Here is a 21,225-nt window from a genome sequence, read left to right as displayed (position 1 = left end):
GGCATAGCCGGGAATCACCCCGGGTCGGGAGTGGGTCGTGACCACACGCACAGCACAGCAGTCCACCCGTCAGGCCTCGCGCCGAGCCTCCAGCGGCAGGCCCGAGCACGACCTCCGCACGTATGTGCTCGACACATCCGTGCTGCTCAGTGATCCGCAGGCGTTCTTCCGCTTCGCCGAGCACTCCATCGTCCTGCCCGTCATCGTGATCACCGAGCTCGAGAGCAAGCGCAACGACCCGGAGATCGGCTACTTCGCGCGGCAGGCGCTGCGCCACCTCGACGAGTTGCGCATCGAGCACGGACGACTCGACTACCCCGTGCCGATCGGCGAGGGCGGGACCCTGCGCGTCGAACTGAGCAACACGGACGGGCAGGCGCTGCCCAGCGGGATCCGACTCGGCGACAACGACTCGCGCATCCTCTTGGTCGGCATGCAGCTCGCCGATGACGGCCAACAGGTCACGATCGTCTCGAAAGACCTGCCGATGCGCGTCAAGGCGGCATCCCTGGGCCTCCACGCCGAGGAGTACCTCGCCGAACAGGCGGTCGATTCCGGATGGACGGGGCTCGCCACCCTCGACCTCTCCGGCGACGAGATGAGCGACCTCTACGAGAGCGAAGTCGGAATCAGCGAGCAGGCCCGCGGACTGCCCGTCAACACCGGGCTCATCGTCCAATCCGAGCGGGGGTCGGCCCTCGGTCGCATCATCGGGGACGGGGAGTATCGCCTCGTGCGCGGAGACCGGGAACTGTTCGGCATGCACGGACGCTCGGCGGAGCAGCGCATCGCGATCGATCTCCTGCTCGATGCGGATGTGGGAATCGTCTCGCTCGGCGGACGCGCCGGCACCGGCAAGTCGGCACTGGCGCTGTGCGCGGGGCTGGAAGCCGTGCTCGAGCGCCGGCAGCAGAAGAAGATCATCGTCTTCCGTCCTCTCTTCGCCGTCGGCGGGCAGGAACTCGGATATCTGCCCGGCGACCAGGGGGAGAAGATGGGGCCCTGGGGGCAGGCGGTCTTCGATACGCTCGGCTCGGTCGTGTCGGGCAACGTCATGGAGGAGGTCGTGGAGCGCGGCATCCTCGAAGTGCTCCCGCTGACGCACATCCGCGGACGCTCCCTGCACGATGCCTTCGTGATCGTCGATGAGGCGCAGTCGCTGGAGCGCAACGTGCTGCTGACGGTGCTCAGCCGGATGGGACAGAACTCCCGTGTTGTGCTCACCCACGATGTCGGGCAGCGGGACAACCTGCGGGTGGGGCGCCATGACGGCATCGCGAGCGTGATCGAGACGCTCAAGGGGCACGATCTGTTCGGGCACGTGACGCTGACCCGTTCGGAGCGCTCCGCGATCGCGGCGCTGGTGACGGAGCTGTTGGAGGGCGGCGAACTCAGCTGAGCGGGTTGCCACCGCGGCGCGCTCGTTGCACCTGGCGGACGCTGTTGCGCGTGGCGGACTTTTCTTGGGAAAAGCTCCGCTGCGCGCAACAACCTCCGATGCGCGCAACAGGAGACGGGCCGGAATAAGCTGGACGGATGCCGGAATCCTCAGAACTTCCCGTCTCGGAGTACGCATTCCCGGGCCCGCTGCGCGACCAGCTCGTCGCGGCGATCCTGAGCGGCGAGAAGACGTCGACGACCTCGTTGGTCGTGCAGTACGAGCTCGAGGGCGAACCGCTTCCGGCGGTCGGCGACCGGGCAGTCGTCATCGACTCGAATGACGCACCCGTGTGCATCGAGGAGATCACCGAGGTTCGGGAGGTGCGCGTCGCCGATGTCGATCTCGCGCACGCGATCGCCGAGGGCGAAGGGTTCACGTCGGTCGCGGAGTGGCGAAGCGGACACGAGCAGTTCTGGCACGGGGACGAGTTCCGTGCGGCGATGGGCGACCCGGATTTCACGGTGGACGACGAGACGCGGGCAGTGCTGGTGACCTTCCGCGCGCTGCCGCTCGGCCTCTGAGTTCTGAGACGGTCGGGGCGCAGCATCCACCGGCGAGGTCCGGCCCGTTGCACGCGCCGGGCTTTGTCGCACCTGACGGACCCTTTCCGCGGAAACGTCCGCTGTGCGCAACAACCTCCGCAGGGCGCAACATCGCAAGCGTGCCGATACACCCCTGGAAACACGGATGCCGCGAGGAACAGGTCCTCGCGGCATCCGGATCAGACTGTCGGGATCAACCCGGGTGGGTCATCGAGAGCAGGTCGAGCTTCTCGTCGAGCAGCTCGATCGTGATCTCACCGCGCTCGACGTAGCCCAGGGCGATGACGGCGTCACGCACGGTGATGCCCTCGGCGACCGCGTGCTTGGCGATCTTCGCCGCGGCCTCGTAGCCGATGACCTTGTTCAGCGGGGTCACGATCGACGGGCTCATGCCGGCGAAGGCCGCGGCGCGCTCGAGGTTGGCCTCGAGGCCGTCGACGGTCTTGTCGGCGAGCACGCGCGAGGCGTTCGCGATCAGGCGGATCGATTCGAGGAGGGCCGTGCCCATGACGGGGATCGCGACGTTGAGCTCGAAGGATCCGGATGCTCCGGCCCAGGCGACCGTCGCATCGTTGCCGATGACGCGGGCGCACACCATGAGAACAGCCTCGGGGACGACCGGGTTGACCTTGCCGGGCATGATCGAGGAGCCGGGCTGCAGGTCGGGGATGTGCAGCTCGCCGAGACCCGTGTTCGGGCCCGAGCCCATCCAGCGCAGGTCGTTGTTGATCTTCGTCAGCGAGACGGCGATGGTGCGCAGGGCGCCGGATGCCTCGACGAGGCCGTCACGGTTGGCCTGTGCCTCGAAGTGGTCCTTCGCCTCGGTGATCGGCAGCTCGGTCTCGGCGGCGAGCAGCGCGATGACCTTCTGCGGGAAGCCGAGCGGGGTGTTGATGCCGGTGCCGGTGGCGGTGCCGCCCAGCGGAACCTCGGCGACGCGGGGGAGGGCCGACTGCACGCGCTCGATGCCGAGGCGGATCTGGCGGGCGTAGCCGCCGAACTCCTGGCCGAGGGTGACGGGGGTGGCGTCCATGAGGTGGGTGCGACCCGACTTGACGGCGTCCTTCCACAGCTCGGCCTTGGCCTCGAGCGCCACGGCGAGGTGGTCGAGCGCGGGGATGAGGGTGTCGATGAGCGCCTGCGTGACGGCGATGTGCACCGAGGTCGGGAACACGTCGTTCGACGACTGCGAGGCGTTGACGTGGTCGTTCGGGTGAACGGTCGCACCGAGGATGCGGGTCGCGAGCGTCGCCAGGACCTCGTTCATGTTCATGTTCGAGGACGTGCCAGAGCCGGTCTGGTACGTGTCGACGGGGAACTCGCCGTCGTGGATGCCGGAGGCGACCTGGTCGGCGGCCTGGGCGATCGCGTCGGCGATGGCGGCGTCGAGCGTGCCGAGCTCCTTGTTCGCGAGGGCCGCGGCCTTCTTGATGCGTGCGAGCGCGGCGATCTGGGTCGACTCGAGGCCGGAGCCCGAGATCGGGAAGTTCTCGACGGCGCGCTGGGTCTGCGCACCGTAGAGCGCGTTTGCGGGAACGCGCACCTCGCCCATGGTGTCGTGCTCGATGCGGTACTCGATTTCGGTCACTTCGATCCCTCCTGGGTGGCGGGGACGCCTTCGATCCCCGTGTCGATTCCAACAGTGATGACGGGCACGGCCGTGCCCTCGGAAAGACGGTAGTTCGCGCCCACGATGCCCAGGCGTCCCTCTTCGACCGCGCTGGCGATCATCTCGGAGGACTGCAGCAGGTCGCGCACGGTGTTGCGCAGGTGCTCGGCGCCGACCTGCTCGGCGTCGATGTCGGTCACCGAGCCGCCGCCGCTGGCAGCGAGCACCTTGCGGGCTGCGGGGACGATGGGGGCGATGAGCTTCCAGATGTTGGCCGGAAGCGGTTCGGCGTCGATCGGGGTGCCGGCGATCGCGGCGCCGACGGCTCCGCAGGAGTCGTGGGCGAGCACGACGATGAGCGGGACGTTCAGGATGCCGACGGCGTACTCGAGGCTCGCGACGATCGATTCGCCGAGGACCTGTCCGGCGTTGCGGACGACGAACAGGTCGCCCAGGCCCTTGTCGAAGATGATCTCGGCGGCCAGGCGCGAGTCGGAGCAACCGAACAGCGTCGCCATCGGGTTCTGCTCGCTGGCGAGGTCGTGACGGCGGCCGACGTCCTGGTTCGGGTGACGGGGGTCACCCGAGACGAACCGCTGGTTCCCCTCGAGCATCTCCTGCCAGGCGGCAGTCGGGGTCAGAGCGGTCATGAGGCCTCCTTGAGGGCTTCGATCTGCGGAACAAGAGTTTCGGCGAGCTCGGCCGTCGACTCCGCAGAGCGTGAACCGTAGAGGAGGATGTAGTCGTCACCCGCCTGGGTGCCGATTGCGTAGCTGACGTTGTCGTCGGTGGTGCCCTTGAGCGTGTAGACGTCCCACTCGAGGCCGCCGATGCGCGTCGTGTCGGTCGCGGCGGTGCCGCTGAGCATCTGCGGCGCCCAGGACGAATCGGTGCCGAAGGCCTGGGCGATTCGGATGAATCCGCGCTCCTCCTGGGATGCCGGTGCCAGGGTGACGTTCCAGACCGTGGTCGATCCGCCCTGCAGCTCGGCAGCGTTGACGCGCCAGAAATCACCGGTCTCCGGAACGATCGCCGGGCTCTGCATCGCGGTCTCGACATCTGCGGCGATGGCGGCCACATCGATCGACGGCTCGGCGACGGGCTCGCCGCGGGGAACCGCGAAGATCACGACCGCGACGACCGCGACCGTGATGATCAGCGCGGCGATGAGGTTGCGGAACGTCTGGCTGGCGCGGTAGGTCTTGCTGAACTCCGCCTTGCGCGCAGAGGTCTCCTCCGGAGTCTCAGGGCGGCCCAGCTCGGCGACGATCGCGGGCTTCTTGCTCATGCTTCGTCTTCCTCGGATGCTGCGCGGGCCTGTTCGAGGCGGCGCTTGGCTCCGACGAGCCACTCCTCGCAGCGGGCCGCGAGGGCCTCGCCGCGCTCCCACAGGGCCAGCGAATGCTCGAGCGTCGGTGCCCCCTGCTCGAGCTCGGCGACGACGCGGACGAGCTCGTCACGGGCGGCTTCGAATGACAGAGTCTCGACGGGGGAGTCGTTGGGCGCGGTCACCCCTCCATCCTACGCTTCGACGCTCGGGCGCCGGACCGGCTCACGCGGGCGTCGACGGCGACTGCGCCGCGCCCTCGGATCGCGCGGCGACGGAACCGTTCTCGAGTGTGATGGTCATGGTTGTTCCGGCCGGCGCGTCTGCGGCGTCGCGCAGGATCGACCCTCCGTCGAGGTGCGCGATGGCGTAGCCGCGGGCGAGGGTCGCCGCCGGTGAGAGCGCCCGCAGGGAGGCGCGGAGCTCGACGGTGCGTCGCTCGGCTCCGTCGATGTGGCGGGAGATCGTGTCGCGACCGCGGGAGAGCAGCAGCCAGACCTCTTGGGAACGCGTGTCGATGATGGGATCGGGGGTGCGCAGCACGGGGCGCGTGCGCAGCTGCTCGAGCTGCGCGATGTCGTGCGAGATGCGCTGGGTCAGCCGGGTCGTCGCCCGCGACCGCAGCTGGGCGATGAGAGCGCGTTGCTCGCCGACGTCGGGGACGACGCGCTTCGCCGCATCGGTGGGTGTCGAAGCGCGCAGGTCGGCCACGTCGTCCAGGAGCGGTCGGTCGTTCTCATGCCCGATCGCCGAGACGATCGGGGTGGATGCCGCGGCCACGGCTCGTACGAGCCGCTCGTCGCTGAATCCCAGCAGCGTCTGCGGGTCGCCGCCGCCGCGGGCGATCACGATGACATCGACTTCGGGGTCGGCATCCAGCCGTGCGAGTGCTGCGAGCGTCTCGGGAACGCACCGTTCCCCTTGCACCGCCGCGTACTCGGTGCGGAAGCGCACCTGCGGCCAGCGAAGTTCGGCGTTGCGGTGCACATCCTTCTCGGCATCCGAGCGCTCACCCGTGATGAGGCCGATCGTGTTGGGGAGGAAGGGGAGGGGCTTCTTGCGAGAGGCATCGAAGAGGCCCTCGCCGCGGAGCTGTGCGCGCAGGCGTTCGAGCCGCTCGAGCTGATCGCCGAGCCCGACGTGCTTCATGGCGGAGACGGTGAAGCTGAAATCGCCGGCCTTGACGAAGTAGTCCGACTTGACGGCGGCCACGACGTGAGCGCCCACGGCGAGGTCGGCGGGGATCCGCCCGCGCACGCTCGACCACACACGGATCGAGATCTGCGCATCGGACTGGGTGTCTTTGAGCCTGCCGAAGACGTTTCCGCCGCGCACGTTCCACGAGGTGATCTCGCCCTCGACCCAGACGATGTTCCACCGGGCGATGAAGTCACGGATGGTCGTGTTCAACCGTGCGACAGAGGTCGGAGCATCCGCCGTCGAATCCCTCGGGGCGACGGCATCCGGAGGCGGCGTCTCGCCGGCCGCGGGCGATGCTTCGAACAGTGTCATCTCGTCCTCTTCTCCGCCGGTTCCCGCGGGGACCGGCCCGGAGCTTTCCCGGGTGGTCACGGCTAGGATCGAGCCGTGACCCAGGCCACCGTTCATCTGCCCATTCCGCGCATCCCACGATCGCGCACGGCGCTTCTTCAGGATATCCCGGTCGACGGGAGCAAGCGGATCCTGCTCGCCGCTCCGCGCGGGTACTGCGCCGGGGTCGACCGCGCCGTCGTCGCCGTCGAGAAGGCGCTCGAGCGGTACGGGGCTCCTGTGTACGTGCGCAAGCAGATCGTGCACAACATTCACGTGGTGACCGAGCTCGAGGCTCAGGGGGCGATCTTCGTCGATGAGGTCGACGAGGTGCCGGAAGGCGCTCACGTGGTCTTCAGCGCGCACGGCGTCTCGCCGGCCGTCGTCGAGGCCGCGGCCGATCGGCGCCTGCAGGCGATCGATGCGACCTGCCCGCTGGTGACCAAGGTGCACCGCGAGGCCGTGCGCTTCGCCCGTGACGACTACGAGATCCTCCTCATCGGTCACGAGGGGCACGAAGAGGTCGAGGGCACGGCGGGGGAGGCCCCGCACGCGGTCACGATCGTGAACTCGCCCGCTGATGCCGACACCGTCGAGGTGAAGGACCCCTCGAAGGTGGTCTGGCTGTCGCAGACGACGCTGTCGGTCGACGAGACGATGGAGACGGTCGAACGTCTGCGACTGCGATTCCCGGATCTGCAGAACCCGCCGTCGGATGACATCTGCTACGCGACGCAGAACCGTCAGGTCGCGATCAAGAAGGTTGCGGTCGGAGCCGATCTGGTGATCGTCGTCGGGTCCGCGAATTCCTCCAATAGCGTGCGGCTCGTGGAAGTGGCCCTGGAGTACGGGGCGAAAGCCGCGTACCGTATCGATTACGCCGATGAGATCAAGCAGGAATGGCTCGACGGCGTCGCCACCGTGGGAGTGACGAGCGGGGCTTCCGTGCCGGAAGTGCTCGTGCAAGAGGTCCTCGAGACGCTCGGAACCGCTGGGTACGGTGACGTGGAAGAAGTCCGCACCGCCGAGGAGGATCTGATGTTCTCATTGCCGAAGGAGCTCAGGCAGAATGCTTCGGGAGCGCGCGATGATCGCGCGCTCGGCGGGCGCAGCACCCGACAAGCCTGATCGTCGTGGCCGCCCAGGAGTCGGAGCCGACGCTGATCGGATCCGTGCAGCGTGCTCTGCGTCTGGTCGACATCGTCGCGAATGCGCCGCGCCCCTTGCCGGCGAAGGCGCTCGCCGCCGCTACCGGCCTCACCGCGGGGACCACGTACAACCTGTTGCGGACCCTCGTCCATGAGGGCTATCTCTCGGTGGAGCCGGATGGGATCGTGCTCGGGGACCGCTTTCCGTCGTTTCAGGAGCAGATCGATTCGCGCGGAGTCTTCCTCGCACGCGTCCGGGCGGCATTGCGCGAGGTGACGGATGAGGTCGGGGCGACCGCGTACCTATCGCGCTTCGATGATGGCGAGGTGCATCTCGTCGACATCGTCGATGGCACGCACAAACCCCGTGTGGAGCTGTGGGTGGGCTTGCACTCGAGCGCGCATGCGACGGCCCTGGGCAAGCAGATCCTCGCCGGTCTCGGGGAGTCGGAGCGGCTCGATTATCTATCGCGGCATCGTCTGGAGGAGCTGACCCCGAAGACGATCAGCGACCGTGCCACGCTGCTGACGCAGCTGCAGCAGTCGCCGGGCTGGGTGGTCGACGACGAGGAGTACTCGATCGGAAGCACGTGTCTCGCGGTGCCGGTCATCGCTCCGGGTGTGACGGCCTCGCTGGCGATCTCCCTTCCCGCGGAGCAGGCCGTGGTCGATCGCGCTCTTGTGCGGAGATTGCAGCGCACGGCCCGGAATCTCTCGCTCCAGCTCGGGGCCGATGCGCTCGATTCCGGGGCCGCCGGTGTCGCCGTCGGCGACGAGTTCACTATCTGAAGAAGTACCCCTCGCATTCTTCTGGACGGTTGTCTAAGGTGTTGGGTATCGGCGCCTGTATTGCGGTGCCGAAGGTGAGGGAAGCGTCCCCAGCGCTTACTCATCTCGGCGAGAACGTCCCCAGCGTTCGTAGCCAGCGGCCCCGGAGGAGTCCCCACTTCTCAGGGGCCGCCGCTCTTTCCGGCCTGCTCAAAGCGGAGCCGGTTAGCATGGTTGCATGAGTGAACAGCGTCCCCAGTACGGTGAGTATGCGACCGTCGAGGAGCAGCGCCGTCTGGCAGGGCTTCCTCCGCTGGACGCTGTCGAAGCTGTTCCTGCCGAACCCGCCGCGCTTCGACCGGCGGCCACGGCATCGCCTGAGGAGGCCGCGCCGAAGCCCCGCTCCTGGGACCGGCTGCTGACGATCGCCCTGCTCGCTTATGGCGTCGTGAACGTGTTCATGACGGCCGGGTCCTACCTGGATCTTCCTGCGGTCATGAACGAGAGCCTGCAGCTGCTCGGCGTCGACGGCGAGTTCTCGAACTTCGCCCAGGGGCGGCTGTGGGGAACGATCGCGGCAGCGGTGCTGGTGATCGGCTGGGTGATCACGGCTGTGCTGTCGATGCGCCGCTTGCGCACGGGCAAGATCTCCTGGTGGGTTCCGCTGGTCGGCGCCCTCGCGACCGGGGTCGTCGTGTCGTTCTGCATCGCTGTGCCGATGATGGGGGATCCGGCCTTCCTGTCGTACCTCGAATCGATGACCGGCGTCTGACGCTCACAGCTCGGTGCGGGGCCGGGCCGATATCGTCATCGTGTGCATGACAACAGCTTTGGCGTTCATCTTTCCTATGCCTCGGTCGAACGCGTCGATGGCGGTGATCCCCGTGCGGCGGCTCGCGAGATTCTGCGTTCCCTGCGCGTACCTGCGGGACTGAGGGATTCTGACGCGGTGTGGGACGACGATGAGGCGGTTCTCGAAATCCCCGTGACGGATGCCGGTACGGTGCTGACCCTCACCGAAGCGGATGCTGTGGCCACGACGCTCACGGTCGGTGAACTGCGTGCGGCGTTCCGTGCGGAGGGGCTCCTGCTCCTGCTCGATGTCGAGGGCGATGATGAGCTGGAGGACGCGGAGGACATCGAGGAAGCGCTCGGTGCAGCGGATGCCGAGCTCAGCGACCCGGAACAGGACCTGATCGACGAGAATCTCTTCGCGCCGCACCCCGTTCAGATCGCCGTCTTCTCCCACCGGGGGCCGTTCGCGGGCCGCATGCTGGCGCAGCTGAACCGAGTCGCGGTCGACCATATGGAGTCGGGCGCCTGGTCGCTCGTGCGCTTCGCTTCGGAGGAGAGCACGACCGCGGGGATCGGTTCCGCGGCGGAGATGCCCGTCATCGAGCTCAATCGCGTCGCGGGCGGCGGGGACTGGTTCGAGATCACGACCCCGGGCGGTCTGCATCTGTTCTGGCCGGATGCCCAGCGGGCGACCGAGCCGGTGCTCGATCTCGATGCGATCACCGTGCCGGAGACGCAGGCCATCTGCCGTGCGCTGCTCAGCGACGGCGATGGCAGCCGGGAGGAGCTCATCGAGCTCGCGGCGCATTCTGTGCTCGATGTCGACGCCGCACATCGCGCGCTCCGACCGGAGGCGCTCGGCGGCATCGTCGGGCTGCGCGCCCGTGAGGAGGCGTTCCTCGCGGCCTTCGGGCTGCCCGCCGAGCTCATCGCCGGAGCCTTCGAAGAGCCGCACCTGCCGGTGCGGCGGTTCGAGCGCACCGGGTGGGCGCGCGCTATCGGTGACACGCTCGTCGGCGGCCTGGGCGAGATGACCCCGCTGACTCGTCGCGATCGCCCGTTCGCGCGCCTCGGCGCTGCTCTTCGGAGCAAGCCGTTGATCGCGGCGGCGCTCAGCGTCGCCGAGCTCTCCGGCGGCATCCTTCTCTCGCGTCGCGCCGGGGCAGGCCGCTTCTTCGGCATTCTGTTGATCTCGGATGCGATCGGCGATCTCATCATCGCGGAGGTGCGTCGACGCCGACGCTGATACTCGCCCGCCAACGCGAAGACCGCGCCGAGACGGAGAGCGTCTCGACGCGGTCTTCGCGTCTATCAGAGGTGCGTCGATCAGCTCTGGGACTGGCCGTAGCTGCCGAGCTGGCGGGTCGACTCGACGATGCGCGCAGCCATCGCGGACTCGGCGACCTTGCCCCAGGCGCGCGGGTCGTAGACCTTCTTGTTGCCGACCTCGCCATCGACCTTCAGGACGCTGTCGTAGTTCTTGAACATGTAGTCGGCGATCGCACGCGTGTAGGCGTACTGCGTGTCGGTGTCGATGTTCATCTTGATGACACCGTTGGCGACGGCCGTGGCGATCTCTTCGTCGCTCGATCCGGATCCGCCGTGGAAGACGAGGTCGAGGGGCTTGGCGCCGGTGTTGTACTTCGCGGCGACCTCGGCCTGGATCTCGCCCAGGAGCTCGGGGCGCAGCTTGACTCCGCCGGGCTTGTAGACGCCGTGGACGTTGCCGAACGTGAGGGCGGCGATGTAGCGGCCCTGCTCGCCGAGGCCCAGGGCCTGAACGGCCTGGTCGACGTCGGCGAAGGTGGTGTACAGGGCGTCGTTGGAGCCCTTGTGCTCGACGCCGTCCTCCTCGCCGCCGACGACACCGATCTCGACCTCGAGGATCGCGTTGATGTTCTTCATGCGGGGGAGCAGCTGCTGGGCGATCTCGATGTTCTCAGCGAGGGGAACGGCCGAGCCGTCCCACATGTGCGACTGGAAGATCGGGTTGCGACCTGCCTTGACCTCTTCTTCCGAAGCGGCGATCAGCGGCTCGACGAAGCCGTCGAGGGCGTCCTTCGGGCAGTGGTCGGTGTGCAGGGCGACCGTGATCGGGTAGTTCTTTGCGACCTCGGTGGCGTAGCGCGCGAAGGCGAGGGCGCCGGTGGCGCGGGCTTTGACGGTGTGGCCGGCGAAGTAGTCGGCGCCGCCCGTGGTGACCTGGATGATGCCGTCGGAGCCGGCTTCGGTCAGGCCCTGGAGGACGGAGTTGATGGTCTGCGAGCTGGAGACGTTGAATGCGGGATACGCGAAGGAACCGGCCTTCGCGCGGTCGAGCATCTCTGCGTACTGATCCGGAGTGGCTACGGGCATGAATAACTCCTGCGATAGATGAAGCCTGGGACAGCTTTACTCTATCGGTGGACCGGACCGGATGCCGGGGCTGTATCGCGTCGTTTGCGAGTCCCGATCTTCACTGACGTTAAGAAAGCCACTTCTTTCAGCAAGTGTTTGCGGAAACACCAGCTGTTTCAACGATTCGGGTGCTTACCATGGATACATGGTGAGTCTGACGGCCGATATGAGCCCGCTGCGTCCTGATCGAAACCTCGCACTCGAGTTGGTGCGTGCGACCGAGGCCGCGGCGATCCGTGCCGTGCCGTTCATCGGCCGAGGCGACAAGGAAGCAGCCGATGGGGCTGCGGTCGACGCGATGCGCGCCTTCCTCGGCACCGTCAACTTCCAGGGACGAGTCGTGATCGGCGAGGGCGAGAAAGACAACGCGCCCATGCTGTTCAACGGCGAGGTCGTGGGATCGGGCCGCGGGCCCGAGTGCGATATCGCCGTCGACCCGATCGATGGAACGTCGCTGACCGCCGCCGGCCGCCAGAACGCGCTGTCGGTGATCGCGGTCTCCGACCGCGGCACGATGCTCGACGCGTCGAGCGTCTTCTACATGGACAAGCTCGTCACGGGCCCCGCCGGTGTCGGCGTCGTCGACATCCGCCTCCCGATCGGCGAGAACATCCGTCGTCTGGCGCAGGCGCTGGGCAAGCCCGTCGATGAGATCGTCGTCTCGGTGCTGAACCGCCCGCGTCACGAGAAGCTCATCGCCGAGATCCGCGAGACCGGCGCCGGCACCCGCCTCATGAGCGATGGCGACGTCGCAGGCGGCATCAATGCTGCCCGGCACAATGCGCGCACCGACATGTGCGTGGGAGTCGGCGGAAGCCCGGAGGGCATCGTCACCGCCTGCGCGATCAAGGCGCTCGGCGGGCACATCCAGGGGCGCCTGTGGCCGCGCGACGATGAGGAGCGCCAGCGTGGGATCGACGCCGGGCTGAAGATGGACCACGTCTACGAGGCGGAGGATCTCGTGCGCGGCGACAACACTCTCTTCGTCGCGACGGGCGTCACCGATGGCCAGCTCGTCGACGGCGTCAGCCGCGAGGGCAACTACGTGTACACGGAGTCGGTCGTGCTGCGCGGAGCCTCCGGAACGCTGCGTCGCATCGCATCGGAGCACCTCGTCTCGAAGTGGCTGTAACGGCATCGTTACCCGCTCTTTCTCCCCGTTTTGCACAGGCCTGCGGGGGACGGCCAGGCTTTGCTGGCACAATGGAGCCTGGTTTCCTCGTCATCAACGACATTCCTGATGACGGCCTCCAGGAGGGTGAGAGATGACCGCTGAGCAGAATCAGGGCGACAGCACGTCGGCCCCGGTGAAGATGATCACGACCGACACCGGGCGCATCCTTCGAGTGACCCCGGCCGATGAGGCTGCTCGTGCGGCGTCCACCGCCGCTCCAACGGTGACCGCGGCAAAAGTCGATCCGGCCCGTCGCGCTGACGTGCTCTTCCGCAAGCGTCGCGCCGAGGGGCACGAGCTCAGCTCGTGGTGGATGATCGGCGCGTTCCTCGGAACATCCGCGCTGGTGATCGTTCTGCTGAGCTGGGTGCCTTACAGCGCCTGATCCACGTCGATTCGGTCGCGCACTTCTCCGAGTTCGGCAGCGATCGCGGCCGATTGAGCTCCCTCGAGCAGCTCTGGGGCGGTGAAGCGTCGTGCCGGGGTGGTGATCACGGCGGGGCTGGTCTCGAGCGATGAGGTATCGATGCCCGGGAACTGTCGGGCCGTCACGAGTACCCGGCTCTCGAGCGAGCCCGCGAACTTGTTGTAACTGTCGACGGTGCGCTCGAGCGCCCGGCGCAGGTCGTCGGCGTGGCCAGCGAGAGTGCCGAGCCGATCGAAGAGCTGGGTGCCGAGCTTCAGCAGCGTACGCGCCTCGGTGGAGACCTCCTGCTGCGTCCACGTGTAGGCGACGGTCTTGAGCACGGCCCAGAGGTTGACCGGCGAGGCCAAAGCCACGCGCTTCCCGAAGGCGTAGTCCAAAAGCGTCGGATCCTCATCGATCGCCGCCGCGAGAAGGGATTCGCTGGGCAGGAAGCAGATGACGAACTCGGGACTGGACTCGAGGCCCGACCAGTAGGCCTTCTTCGCCAGAGCATCGATGTGCGCGCGAACCGCCTTGACGTGCTTCTGCATGTGACGGCGGCGTTCGGACTCGTTCGCATCGGAACCCTGCAGTGCTGTCGCCTCGAGGTAGGCGTCGAGCGGCACCTTGGCGTCGACGGCGATTGACTTCGCCCCGGGGAGGCGGATCACCATGTCGGGGCGACCCTGCCCCTGATCGGAGGAGATGGTCGACTGCAGGTCGAAGTCGACGTGGCGCGTGAGCCCGGCGGCTTCGACGACGCGCCGTAGCTGGGTTTCACCCCAGACGCCGCGCGTCGACGTGGATCGCAGTGCCCCGGCGAGGGACTCGGTCGTCGCGCGCAGCGCCTCATCGGACTCCTGCGCGCGCCGCAGCTGCTCGGCGAGCGAGCCGAACTGCTCGTGCCGCTCGTGCTCGAGGGCGGCGACCTTGTTCTGTATCTGCTGCAGGCTCTCGCGCACCGGGGCGAGCGCCGTCAGAACGGCATTCTGCTGCTGCACGCGCTGCGCCTCGGCGCGCTGCTCGGCGCGCGTGTGCTCGACCGCGTCGCGATACAGGTCGTACTGCCGATCGCGGTCATCGCGTGCAGCGGCCAGCTCGGCCTCTGTGCGGGCGAGGTTCGCCGCGGTGCGCGCTGATTCTGCCGATCCGCGCGACGAGCGTGCGAACCAGCCGACCGCAACACCCACGAGGAGCGCGATGACGGTGAGCAGAGCGATGAGCGGAGCATCCATATCGCCATGATGCCCGGTGCCTCCGACATTGTTGGATGCCCCACCGCCGAAGCCGGTGGAACAGCGTCCTCAGGCGGCGTGTTCGCGGGCGACGGGAGCCGGAGCATCCGCCACCCGGATCCCGATCGCGCGAGCCAGCGAGTCGAGATCGGAGGAAGCCGTGCGCTGCGCGGCATCGATCGCGATCTGCGCGCACGCCCGCGCGTCGGCGAGCGCATCGTGGTGTGCGAACTCGGCGAAGCCGGCGGCTGCGGCGGCCTTGGGCAGGCGGTACGAATCGAGGTCGTAGACCTTGCGGGCGACCTGCAGCGTGCACAGCGAGCGGTACGGCGGGCAGTCGAGATCGGTGACCTGGGATGCCGTGCGCAGCACCTTGAGGTCGAAGCCCGCGTTGTGGGCGACCAGCACGTCGGTGCCAGCGAACGCGCACAGGCGCTCGAACTGATCGGGCCAGGTGTCGGCCCCGGCGACATCCTCAGGACGGATGCCGTGGATCTTGATGTTCCATTCCTGGAAGTCGTCGTGCCCGGCGGGAGGGCGGATCAGCCAGCTCTCGGTGTCGACGACGAGGCCATCACGAACACGGACGAGACCGACCGAGCACGCGGAGGCGGGGCTGGAATTCGCCGTCTCGAAGTCGATCGCGGTGAAATCCAGAGGCACCCGTCCACCTTCTCTCCGCGACCTATGGGGCGTTGTCAGACTCGCCGTAGGCTGGCGACATGAGCGATGACAGGGCGACATCATTCGGTGCGGTTGCGGCGGACTACGAGGCGGCGCGGCCGGACTATCCGTTCGATGCCGTCGCCTGGATGCTCGAGCTGCTGCCGCACGGATCCCACCGCATCGCTGATGTCGGGGCGGGAACCGGCAAACTCACGCGGGTGCTCGCCGAGAGCCCGACGGCCGAGGTCATCGCCATCGACCCGGATGCGCTCATGCTTGCAGCGCTGCGGGAAGCGGTGCCGGGCGTGCCGACGTTCCACGGCACGGCGGAGCGACTGCCGCTTCCCGTTGCGAGCCTCGATGCGGTCGTGCTCGGGCAGGCGTGGCACTGGGCGGATCCGGTTGGGGCCTCGGCCGAGGTCGGCCGCGTCGTGCGTTCGGGCGGCACGCTGGGGTTGATCTGGAACACCCGTGACAGCCGCGTCGACTGGGTGCGACGGCTGACGGAGATCATGCACGCCAGCGCGGCCGAGATCATGCTCGCGGAGGGCGGCCCGACGATCGCAGCACCCTTCGGTGCGCTCGAGGCCCAGGAGTGGGAGTGGGCGCGGCCGATGACACGCGCCCAGCTGCACCGGATGGCCGATTCCCGCAGCCACCTGATCACCGCATCCGACGACGAACGCCGCCGGATCCACACCGAGATGGACGCCCTGCTCGATGAGCTGGGGGTCGTGGGCGAAGCATCCATCGACCTGCCCTATGTGGCGCGGGCGTTCCGGGCCATCCGGGACTGAGAGCGCGAGCACCGGCATCTCGACATCCGCCCGGTAGACTCGACTCTCGTGGCTCTTACCATCGGTATCGTCGGACTCCCGAACGTCGGCAAGTCGACCCTTTTCAACGCTCTGACCAAGAACGACGTGCTCGCGGCGAACTACCCGTTCGCGACGATCGAGCCGAACGTCGGCGTCGTCAACTTGCCCGACCCGCGGCTGAACAAGCTCGCCGAGATCTTCGGCAGCGAGCGCATCCTGCCCGCGACGGTGTCGTTCGTCGACATCGCCGGCATCGTGCGCGGTGCGAGCGAGGGGGAGGGACTCGGCAACCAGTTCCTCGCGAACATCCGTGAGGCGGATGCCATCGCCCAGGTCGTGCGCGGATTCGCCGACGGCGACGTCGTTCACGTCGACGGCGCCGTCAACCCGGCATCCGACATGGAGACCATCAACGCCGAGCTCATGCTCGCCGACCTGCAGACCATCGAGAAGGCGATTCCACGCTTCGAGAAGGAGATCCGCGGCAAGAAGCTCGACCCCTCGGTGCTCGTCGCGGCGAACGAGGCGAAGGATGCTCTCGAGCGCGGCGTGCTGCTATCGACGAGCAAGATCGACCTCGAGCCCATCAAGGAACTCGGGCTGCTGACCTCGAAGCCCGTCATCTTCGTCTTCAACGTCGACGAGGCAGTGCTGACGGATGCTGCACGCAAGGCCGAGCTCGCCGAGCTCGTCGCCCCCGCGCAGGCGATCTTCCTCGACGCGAAGATCGAGTCGGAGCTCATCGACCTCGACCCCGAGGACGCCGCCGAGCTGCTCGCAGCCACCGGCCAGGACGAGTCGGGTCTCGACCAGCTCGCCCGCATCGGCTTCGCAACGCTCGGCCTGCAGACCTACCTCACTGCCGGCCCCAAGGAGTCGCGCGCCTGGACGATCCCGCAGGGCGCCAAGGCGCCGCAGGCCGCCGGCGTCATCCACACCGACTTCGAGAAGGGCTTCATCAAGGCTGAGGTCATCTCGTTCGAGGACCTCGTCGCGACCGGCTCGGTCGCCGAAGCCCGCTCGAAGGGCAAGGCGCGGCTCGAGGGCAAGGATTACGTCATGCAGGACGGCGACGTGGTGGAGTTCCGGTTTAATGTATAAAACGGATGGGTAGCCGCCGAATTATGGTCGGTGGCGAGTCCGGTCCAGTTCAGGTTCAACGTCTCGTTCCAAGTGGAAGGATCTAGGGACTCGCTTGGATTCCGAGAACGAAGCGGCTACCGTCATCAATACTGGCGGCAGCCGCTTAGTCATGTGATTCCGATTGATTCTATTGGCGTTTGCGGATGTAGAAGCAGTCGGGGAAGCGGGTCGTGATGGGCTCCCAACCATCCTTCTTTGAAGGCATTTTTCCAGCAGTGAGCACAGAGGCTCGTCGCACCTCCCACTCACCGTGGTGGTGGTGCATGATGTGCTCGCCATGCAGAGAGCGGATTGGTAGCCATCCATTCGCTCCGGCTGCGTTGAGGTGGTCGAGTTCCTCTGCGCGCGAGACCGGGCCAAGGGTCCTAGTTCCTTCATTCTCCGGCTCGCCGTTGTGGTAGCTGGGGTCAAAGCGCTGCTGGACGGCCTGACGAGAAATGCCCAGGTGAGTACCGATCCGGGCCCAGCTCGCTCCGGCCTCGTGGGCCGCCCGGGCTGCCTCGGCTTGCAGGTCAGAACTCACGCGGGCCAGATCTCCGAAGTGGCCGACTGAGCGAAGAAGCCGTTCCGCCCGTGGGGTATCTGTCGCTTCGTGATCCGCGTTGCCCTCGATACGGACTACCAGTTGCGATAGCTCCATTCCGAGCTGCGTGTCTTCGGTATTCATGGGTCAGTTCTGGTCGGCTGGTCGCCACGGCGCACTCTGGGTCGCGCTGGCAGGCTTTCTGATGGCCCGCGTGATCAGCCAAACGGCGGCGACGAAGAAGGCGATCCAGCCGATAACGCTCAAGATGAACCCCGGCAAGCCGATTCCGATCATCAGACTGAAGGCTCCTAGTGCGAGTCCAGCGATCAGGGTGGTGAGTAGGGCGGTGCGGGTTCTATGGATTTTTGCGTTGGTAGCCATGAGGCAAGGCTAGCTTGCCTACATCACGCTATGCAAGCAGGGCTTGCCTGCACTTGTGCGGCAGGCAGCAGGAGGCTTCGCTATGTGCTGCGCAAGCAGAGGTTGGTATGTGCGGCGACGTGGTCGAGTTCCGGTTTAACGTCTAGCGTTAATGACGGTGCCCGTTATAGACTGGTCTCGTGATCAGATCGTTCGGCAGCAAGGACACCGAGCGCATCTGGCATGAGCAGTACGTCAAGCGCGTTGACCGGGCTGTACAACGGTCGACTCTGCGGAAGCTCGAGCTGATCCATGCGGCGAAGGATGTCGAGGACCTCCGGATTCCGCCGGGCAACCGCCTGGAGCAACTGGTCGGCAACCGACGAGGGCAGCACAGCATCCGCGTCAACGCGCAATGGCGTCTCTGCTTCGTCTGGAGAGAGGGAGGTGCGGACAATGTCGAACTCGTCGACTACCACTGAGGCCGATCTGATCGAGCCGATCCACCCGGGAGAGATCCTGATGGAGGACTTTATCGAGGGCTTTGGGATCACGCAGAACAAGCTCGCGGTGTCCATTGGCGTGCCGCCGCGCCGGATCAACGAGATCGTGCACGGTAAGCGGGGGATCACCGCCGACACAGCGATCCGCCTGGCGCGGTACTTCGGGACGTCCGAGGAGTTCTGGATGAACCTGCAGACGAACTACGAGTTGCGAATCGAGCGGCGTGCTCTGCGCGAGAAGGTCGCGGCGATCACGCCGCTGCAGGCTGCGTAACGCGTGACAGAGCTTGCGATCAATGTCGTTGTGCACGAGGAACTGACCACCAGCGACCTTGTGGGACTGCGCCAGCTCTTCGATGCCGAGTACCTGGACGACTTCGGCGAGTGGGACCCCGATCTGCCGCACGGGTATGCGCCTCACGCCGTTCATATCGTCGCTCGGAGTGACGGCGAAGTCGTCGGTCATGTCGGCTGGGCAAGGCGGACGGTAACCGTCGGCGACGATGAGGTCGAGATAGCCGGCATCGGGGGCGTGCTGATCTCGGATGCCGTGAGGGGCGGGCGCGTCGGGAGACGACTCATGGGCAGTGCTGTGGAGTCGATGAAGACCGCCGGTGGCATCGCCTTCGGCTATCTCGGTTGCCGCGAGGAAGTGGTCTCGTTCTACGCGTCCTGCGGCTGGATTCGGATCTCTGCTGCGGAGCGTTCGATCGATCGATCGGGTCGGCCGATCGACGACCCGCCTGGGCAGCCTCTGTTGATCTTGCCGATCGGGGATGAGGTCGCCGCTTGGCCAGTCGGCGCAGTCGATCTGCGCGGTCGCGCGTGGTGAATGACCGCGAAAGGTTGGTCTGTGCCGGAACGCGGTGGAGTTCCGGTTTAATGTTTAGCTTTCGCTTGTGCAACAACGCCGCTCATCCAATTGAAATTCGACTGAGCGGCGTTGTGTAGCCACGTCGTCAAATTTCGTTTCGCGCTTTAGCTTCTGGTGCTCTGTTAGGGAGACGGCGCGCTTGGACTCCACCCGCGGCGGGGTTTAACGTTGAAAGCTGGCGGATCGCCCCGTCAAGAGAAACCGAACAGGAGCAGGATTGCACGAGTTCACCGGTCTGAGCGCTTTCCCACTCACCCCGATCAAGGACGACGTCGTCGACGAACGGGCGTTCGTCGGCATCGTCGAACGGTTGGCAAATACGAAGGTCGACTCGATCACGGCGCTTGGCTCGACCGGCTCATACGCCTACCTTGCCCCCGAGGAGCGCGCTCGCGTTGCACGTCTCGCCGTCGAGCACGCGGGCGCGACGCCGGTCTTCGTCGGAGTCGGGGCGCTGCGCACCTCGCAGGTGATGGCCAACGTGGCCAGCGCCGAGGATGCGGGAGCGAAGGGTGTCTTGCTTGCGCCGATGAGCTATCAGCCGCTCACTGAAGACGATGTGTTCGAGCTGTTCCGCACCGTCTCTGAGCACACCACCATGCCGGTGATTGTCTACGACAATCCGGGCACCACTCACTTCTCGTTTACGAGTGACCTCTACGCCCGCATCGCCGGACTTCCGGGAATCGCTTCGATCAAGATCCCAGGTGTGCCCTCGGACCCGACGGAGGCCCGCGAGCACGTCGCTAGGATCCGTGCGGTCGTGCCGGAGCATGTCAGCATCGGCATCTCAGGTGACGCGTCCGCTGCGACCGGTCTGAACGCTGGCTGCGACGCGTGGTACTCGGTCATCGGCGGCACGCTGCCGGACCTTGCCGTGGCGATCACCCGCGCAGCGCAGCAGGGGCGCGTCGCGGATGCGGTTGCCGCGTCGGACCGCCTCGCACCTCTGTGGGGACTGTTTGCTGAGTGTGGTGGGAGTCTGCGTGTGGTTGCAGCCATCGCCGAGCAGCTGGGCCTCGCTCCGCCTCGGTGCCTGCCGTTGCCGATTCAAGGGCTGCGCGACGCGGAGCGCGCGCGAGTGGCTGCTGTCGTCGATGTGCTCGGCCTTGGTCGGTAGGACGGGCATCGACGCGAAGCCGACCCAGCGCTGGCATCCACCCAGAGGTTGGTACGTGCGGCGACGTGGTCGAATTTAGATTTAATGTCTAATAAGGGTCTCTGACCAGGGATTTTATCTTCTCGGCCTCCGGTTGGGTTCGATGGACAGGTTCCGCTTTACCATCAGGTGCTAAGCGTTTGTCCCGCTGACCTGGGACTTTGATCGGTCTCTGCGGAGCTCTCGCAGAGGCCGATTCTCGTTGTCGCGTTGCGGTAGCGTCTCTGGCGAGTGGCTTCGGCTGGGCAGTTCTGCGGCGGGTTCAAGTTGTTCGACCCGCGATCTCGCGGAAGGTGCGCTGACTCAAAAATCTGTCTGACTCATAAGTGGCTCTTCGTAATTGAAGGTGTAGTCGGGGTGCGCGCGGCGATTGGCGGATAGGGGTCGAGGTCTTCCAGGATGGAAGTTCCTACGCTGTCCACCGGAAAGACCTCGACGTGTTCCACGCTACCTTTGCCGGCTCTTCGGACATTCGGTGGGGGGTGAGGCGCGCCGGGTGAGGTTCGGCGGGTAGGGGTCGAGGTCCTCGAGGATCAGAAGCGCTAACTCTCTGATTCCGACCGAGGACCTCGATGTGCTTCACCCTACTTCGGGGTGCGCTTCCGCGCGCTCTGCGACTGATCCGTGTTCCCGCTGCGACGTTCTGCTCGGCCTCGATGGCGTCCATGTCGAGCACGTCGACCGTCAAGAGCGGTTGCTGGTCGTCACAGTGTCGAGCCCCGCTGGGCCGACAGGGTGCCCGTCGTGCGCGGTCATCGCGACCGGGCGTGGGCGTCGACACCGGCTGCTCCATGACGTGCCTGG

General features: G+C 66.6%; 24 protein-coding genes. 14 read left to right on the top strand and 10 right to left on the bottom strand.

Going from position 1 to position 21,225, the window contains the following annotated elements:
- Window positions 1-37 precede the first annotated feature (37 nt).
- Together ACWAUG_RS03070 and ACWAUG_RS03065 are read left to right on the top strand one after the other, a co-directional pair.
- Entirely contained in the window at window positions 38-1,399 is a 1,362-nt protein-coding gene (locus ACWAUG_RS03070; RefSeq protein WP_460801166.1) for a PhoH family protein, read from the top strand.
- Between the two features lie 137 nt (window positions 1,400-1,536).
- Entirely contained in the window at window positions 1,537-1,962 is a 426-nt protein-coding gene (locus tag ACWAUG_RS03065) for an ASCH domain-containing protein (protein WP_298037200.1), read from the top strand.
- Between the two features lie 214 nt (window positions 1,963-2,176).
- Here the strand turns inward: ACWAUG_RS03065 and ACWAUG_RS03060 are convergent, their stop codons facing one another.
- The 5 genes from ACWAUG_RS03060 to xseA are packed head-to-tail and all read right to left on the bottom strand — an operon-like array spanning window position 2,177 to window position 6,431.
- Window positions 2,177-3,571, bottom strand: coding sequence for a class II fumarate hydratase (locus ACWAUG_RS03060; RefSeq protein WP_298037203.1), 1,395 nt, complete (start codon window positions 3,569-3,571; stop codon window positions 2,177-2,179).
- On the bottom strand, window positions 3,568-4,242 hold the full coding sequence (locus ACWAUG_RS03055) for a carbonic anhydrase (RefSeq protein ID WP_298037206.1): 675 nt from the start codon (window positions 4,240-4,242) through the stop codon (window positions 3,568-3,570). Before ACWAUG_RS03055 ends, ACWAUG_RS03060 begins: the two co-directional genes overlap by 4 nt.
- A complete protein-coding gene (locus ACWAUG_RS03050; protein WP_298037209.1) occupies window positions 4,239-4,880 on the bottom strand; it encodes a DUF4245 family protein in 642 nt (213 codons plus the stop codon). The genes ACWAUG_RS03055 and ACWAUG_RS03050 overlap by 4 nt, the downstream gene beginning before the upstream one ends.
- Window positions 4,877-5,104: an exodeoxyribonuclease VII small subunit gene (locus ACWAUG_RS03045; protein WP_298037212.1), complete on the bottom strand. Its 228-nt coding sequence runs from the start codon at window positions 5,102-5,104 to the stop codon at window positions 4,877-4,879. The genes ACWAUG_RS03050 and ACWAUG_RS03045 overlap by 4 nt, the downstream gene beginning before the upstream one ends.
- A gap of 40 nt (window positions 5,105-5,144) precedes the next feature.
- The gene (gene xseA, locus ACWAUG_RS03040) at window positions 5,145-6,431 is read right to left on the bottom strand and encodes an exodeoxyribonuclease VII large subunit (protein WP_460801162.1); all 1,287 of its coding nucleotides are present in this window, start codon (window positions 6,429-6,431) and stop codon (window positions 5,145-5,147) included.
- 102 nt (window positions 6,432-6,533) lie between these two features.
- On the opposite strand from xseA, the gene ACWAUG_RS03035 reads away from it, so the two are divergent.
- The 4 genes from ACWAUG_RS03035 (at window position 6,534) to ACWAUG_RS03020 (ending at window position 10,406) form a co-directional block, all read left to right on the top strand.
- Entirely contained in the window at window positions 6,534-7,577 is a 1,044-nt protein-coding gene (locus ACWAUG_RS03035; RefSeq protein WP_460801329.1) for a 4-hydroxy-3-methylbut-2-enyl diphosphate reductase, read from the top strand.
- Window positions 7,578-7,582: 5 nt separating this feature from the next.
- On the top strand, window positions 7,583-8,386 hold the full coding sequence (locus ACWAUG_RS03030; protein ID WP_460801161.1) for an IclR family transcriptional regulator: 804 nt from the start codon (window positions 7,583-7,585) through the stop codon (window positions 8,384-8,386).
- A 217-nt stretch (window positions 8,387-8,603) separates the two neighbouring features.
- The gene (locus ACWAUG_RS03025) at window positions 8,604-9,137 is read left to right on the top strand and encodes a DUF6264 family protein (RefSeq protein WP_298037221.1); all 534 of its coding nucleotides are present in this window, start codon (window positions 8,604-8,606) and stop codon (window positions 9,135-9,137) included.
- 177 nt (window positions 9,138-9,314) lie between these two features.
- Window positions 9,315-10,406: a hypothetical protein gene (locus tag ACWAUG_RS03020; RefSeq protein ID WP_460801159.1), complete on the top strand. Its 1,092-nt coding sequence runs from the start codon at window positions 9,315-9,317 to the stop codon at window positions 10,404-10,406.
- A gap of 80 nt (window positions 10,407-10,486) precedes the next feature.
- On the opposite strand, the gene fbaA is transcribed toward ACWAUG_RS03020, so the two are convergent.
- Window positions 10,487-11,515, bottom strand: coding sequence for a class II fructose-bisphosphate aldolase (gene fbaA, locus ACWAUG_RS03015; protein ID WP_298037225.1), 1,029 nt, complete (start codon window positions 11,513-11,515; stop codon window positions 10,487-10,489).
- A gap of 187 nt (window positions 11,516-11,702) precedes the next feature.
- On the opposite strand from fbaA, the gene glpX reads away from it, so the two are divergent.
- Window positions 11,703-12,689 (top strand): class II fructose-bisphosphatase, encoded by a 987-nt coding sequence (glpX, locus tag ACWAUG_RS03010; RefSeq protein ID WP_298037228.1) that lies wholly within the window; start codon window positions 11,703-11,705, stop codon window positions 12,687-12,689.
- Between the two features lie 133 nt (window positions 12,690-12,822).
- Complete coding sequence (locus ACWAUG_RS03005; protein WP_298037230.1) at window positions 12,823-13,116, top strand: hypothetical protein; 294 nt, start codon at window positions 12,823-12,825, stop codon at window positions 13,114-13,116.
- On the opposite strand, the gene ACWAUG_RS03000 is transcribed toward ACWAUG_RS03005, so the two are convergent.
- Window positions 13,104-14,372, bottom strand: coding sequence for a DNA recombination protein RmuC (locus tag ACWAUG_RS03000; protein WP_298037233.1), 1,269 nt, complete (start codon window positions 14,370-14,372; stop codon window positions 13,104-13,106). The two genes, ACWAUG_RS03005 and ACWAUG_RS03000, sit on opposite strands and share 13 nt — an antisense overlap.
- A gap of 69 nt (window positions 14,373-14,441) precedes the next feature.
- Window positions 14,442-15,035, bottom strand: coding sequence for a 3'-5' exonuclease (locus tag ACWAUG_RS02995; RefSeq protein ID WP_298037235.1), 594 nt, complete (start codon window positions 15,033-15,035; stop codon window positions 14,442-14,444).
- A gap of 59 nt (window positions 15,036-15,094) precedes the next feature.
- On the opposite strand from ACWAUG_RS02995, the gene ACWAUG_RS02990 reads away from it, so the two are divergent.
- Both ACWAUG_RS02990 and ychF read left to right on the top strand, forming a co-directional pair.
- Entirely contained in the window at window positions 15,095-15,835 is a 741-nt protein-coding gene (locus tag ACWAUG_RS02990) for a class I SAM-dependent methyltransferase (RefSeq protein WP_298037237.1), read from the top strand.
- A gap of 48 nt (window positions 15,836-15,883) precedes the next feature.
- Window positions 15,884-16,957: a redox-regulated ATPase YchF gene (gene ychF, locus ACWAUG_RS02985; protein WP_460801156.1), complete on the top strand. Its 1,074-nt coding sequence runs from the start codon at window positions 15,884-15,886 to the stop codon at window positions 16,955-16,957.
- A 169-nt stretch (window positions 16,958-17,126) separates the two neighbouring features.
- On the opposite strand, the gene ACWAUG_RS02980 is transcribed toward ychF, so the two are convergent.
- Both ACWAUG_RS02980 and ACWAUG_RS02975 read right to left on the bottom strand, forming a co-directional pair.
- Window positions 17,127-17,666: a hypothetical protein gene (locus ACWAUG_RS02980; RefSeq protein ID WP_460801155.1), complete on the bottom strand. Its 540-nt coding sequence runs from the start codon at window positions 17,664-17,666 to the stop codon at window positions 17,127-17,129.
- A 3-nt stretch (window positions 17,667-17,669) separates the two neighbouring features.
- The gene (locus ACWAUG_RS02975; protein ID WP_460801153.1) at window positions 17,670-17,906 is read right to left on the bottom strand and encodes a hypothetical protein; all 237 of its coding nucleotides are present in this window, start codon (window positions 17,904-17,906) and stop codon (window positions 17,670-17,672) included.
- 179 nt (window positions 17,907-18,085) lie between these two features.
- Between ACWAUG_RS02975 and ACWAUG_RS02970 the strand changes: the two genes are divergently transcribed.
- The 4 genes from ACWAUG_RS02970 (at window position 18,086) to ACWAUG_RS02955 (ending at window position 20,382) form a co-directional block, all read left to right on the top strand.
- Entirely contained in the window at window positions 18,086-18,367 is a 282-nt protein-coding gene (locus tag ACWAUG_RS02970) for a type II toxin-antitoxin system RelE/ParE family toxin (RefSeq protein ID WP_460801151.1), read from the top strand.
- Complete coding sequence (locus ACWAUG_RS02965) at window positions 18,342-18,662, top strand: HigA family addiction module antitoxin (RefSeq protein ID WP_460801150.1); 321 nt, start codon at window positions 18,342-18,344, stop codon at window positions 18,660-18,662. Before ACWAUG_RS02970 ends, ACWAUG_RS02965 begins: the two co-directional genes overlap by 26 nt.
- A 3-nt stretch (window positions 18,663-18,665) precedes the next feature.
- Window positions 18,666-19,220 carry a GNAT family N-acetyltransferase gene (locus ACWAUG_RS02960; protein ID WP_460801149.1) on the top strand — a complete coding sequence of 185 codons (555 nt, stop codon included), beginning with the start codon at window positions 18,666-18,668 and terminating at the stop codon, window positions 19,218-19,220.
- 259 nt (window positions 19,221-19,479) lie between these two features.
- A complete protein-coding gene (locus ACWAUG_RS02955) occupies window positions 19,480-20,382 on the top strand; it encodes a dihydrodipicolinate synthase family protein (RefSeq protein WP_460801147.1) in 903 nt (300 codons plus the stop codon).
- Window positions 20,383-21,225 lie beyond the last annotated feature (843 nt).

The organism is Microbacterium sp. GXF6406, assembly GCF_054798215.1.
Note: the sequence above shows the minus strand (reverse complement) of the source record. Positions and strands in the feature narration are given on the sequence as shown.

Excerpts from the sequence above, each read along its gene's own strand:
- ACWAUG_RS03065 (WP_298037200.1), top strand. The coding sequence starts at position 1,537 with ATGCCGGAATCCTCAGAACTTCCCGTCTCGGAGTACGCATTCCCGGGC.
- ACWAUG_RS03055 (WP_298037206.1), bottom strand. The coding sequence starts at position 4,242 with ATGACCGCTCTGACCCCGACTGCCGCCTGGCAGGAGATGCTCGAGGGG.
- ACWAUG_RS03050 (WP_298037209.1), bottom strand. The coding sequence starts at position 4,880 with ATGAGCAAGAAGCCCGCGATCGTCGCCGAGCTGGGCCGCCCTGAGACT.
- xseA (WP_460801162.1), bottom strand. The coding sequence starts at position 6,431 with ATGACACTGTTCGAAGCATCGCCCGCGGCCGGCGAGACGCCGCCTCCG.
- ACWAUG_RS03025 (WP_298037221.1), top strand. The coding sequence starts at position 8,604 with ATGAGTGAACAGCGTCCCCAGTACGGTGAGTATGCGACCGTCGAGGAG.
- fbaA (WP_298037225.1), bottom strand. The coding sequence starts at position 11,515 with ATGCCCGTAGCCACTCCGGATCAGTACGCAGAGATGCTCGACCGCGCG.
- glpX (WP_298037228.1), top strand. The coding sequence starts at position 11,703 with ATGGTGAGTCTGACGGCCGATATGAGCCCGCTGCGTCCTGATCGAAAC.
- ACWAUG_RS03005 (WP_298037230.1), top strand. The coding sequence starts at position 12,823 with ATGACCGCTGAGCAGAATCAGGGCGACAGCACGTCGGCCCCGGTGAAG.
- ACWAUG_RS03000 (WP_298037233.1), bottom strand. The coding sequence starts at position 14,372 with ATGGATGCTCCGCTCATCGCTCTGCTCACCGTCATCGCGCTCCTCGTG.
- ACWAUG_RS02990 (WP_298037237.1), top strand. The coding sequence starts at position 15,095 with ATGAGCGATGACAGGGCGACATCATTCGGTGCGGTTGCGGCGGACTAC.
- ACWAUG_RS02980 (WP_460801155.1), bottom strand. The coding sequence starts at position 17,666 with ATGAATACCGAAGACACGCAGCTCGGAATGGAGCTATCGCAACTGGTA.
- ACWAUG_RS02975 (WP_460801153.1), bottom strand. The coding sequence starts at position 17,906 with ATGGCTACCAACGCAAAAATCCATAGAACCCGCACCGCCCTACTCACC.
- ACWAUG_RS02965 (WP_460801150.1), top strand. The coding sequence starts at position 18,342 with ATGTCGAACTCGTCGACTACCACTGAGGCCGATCTGATCGAGCCGATC.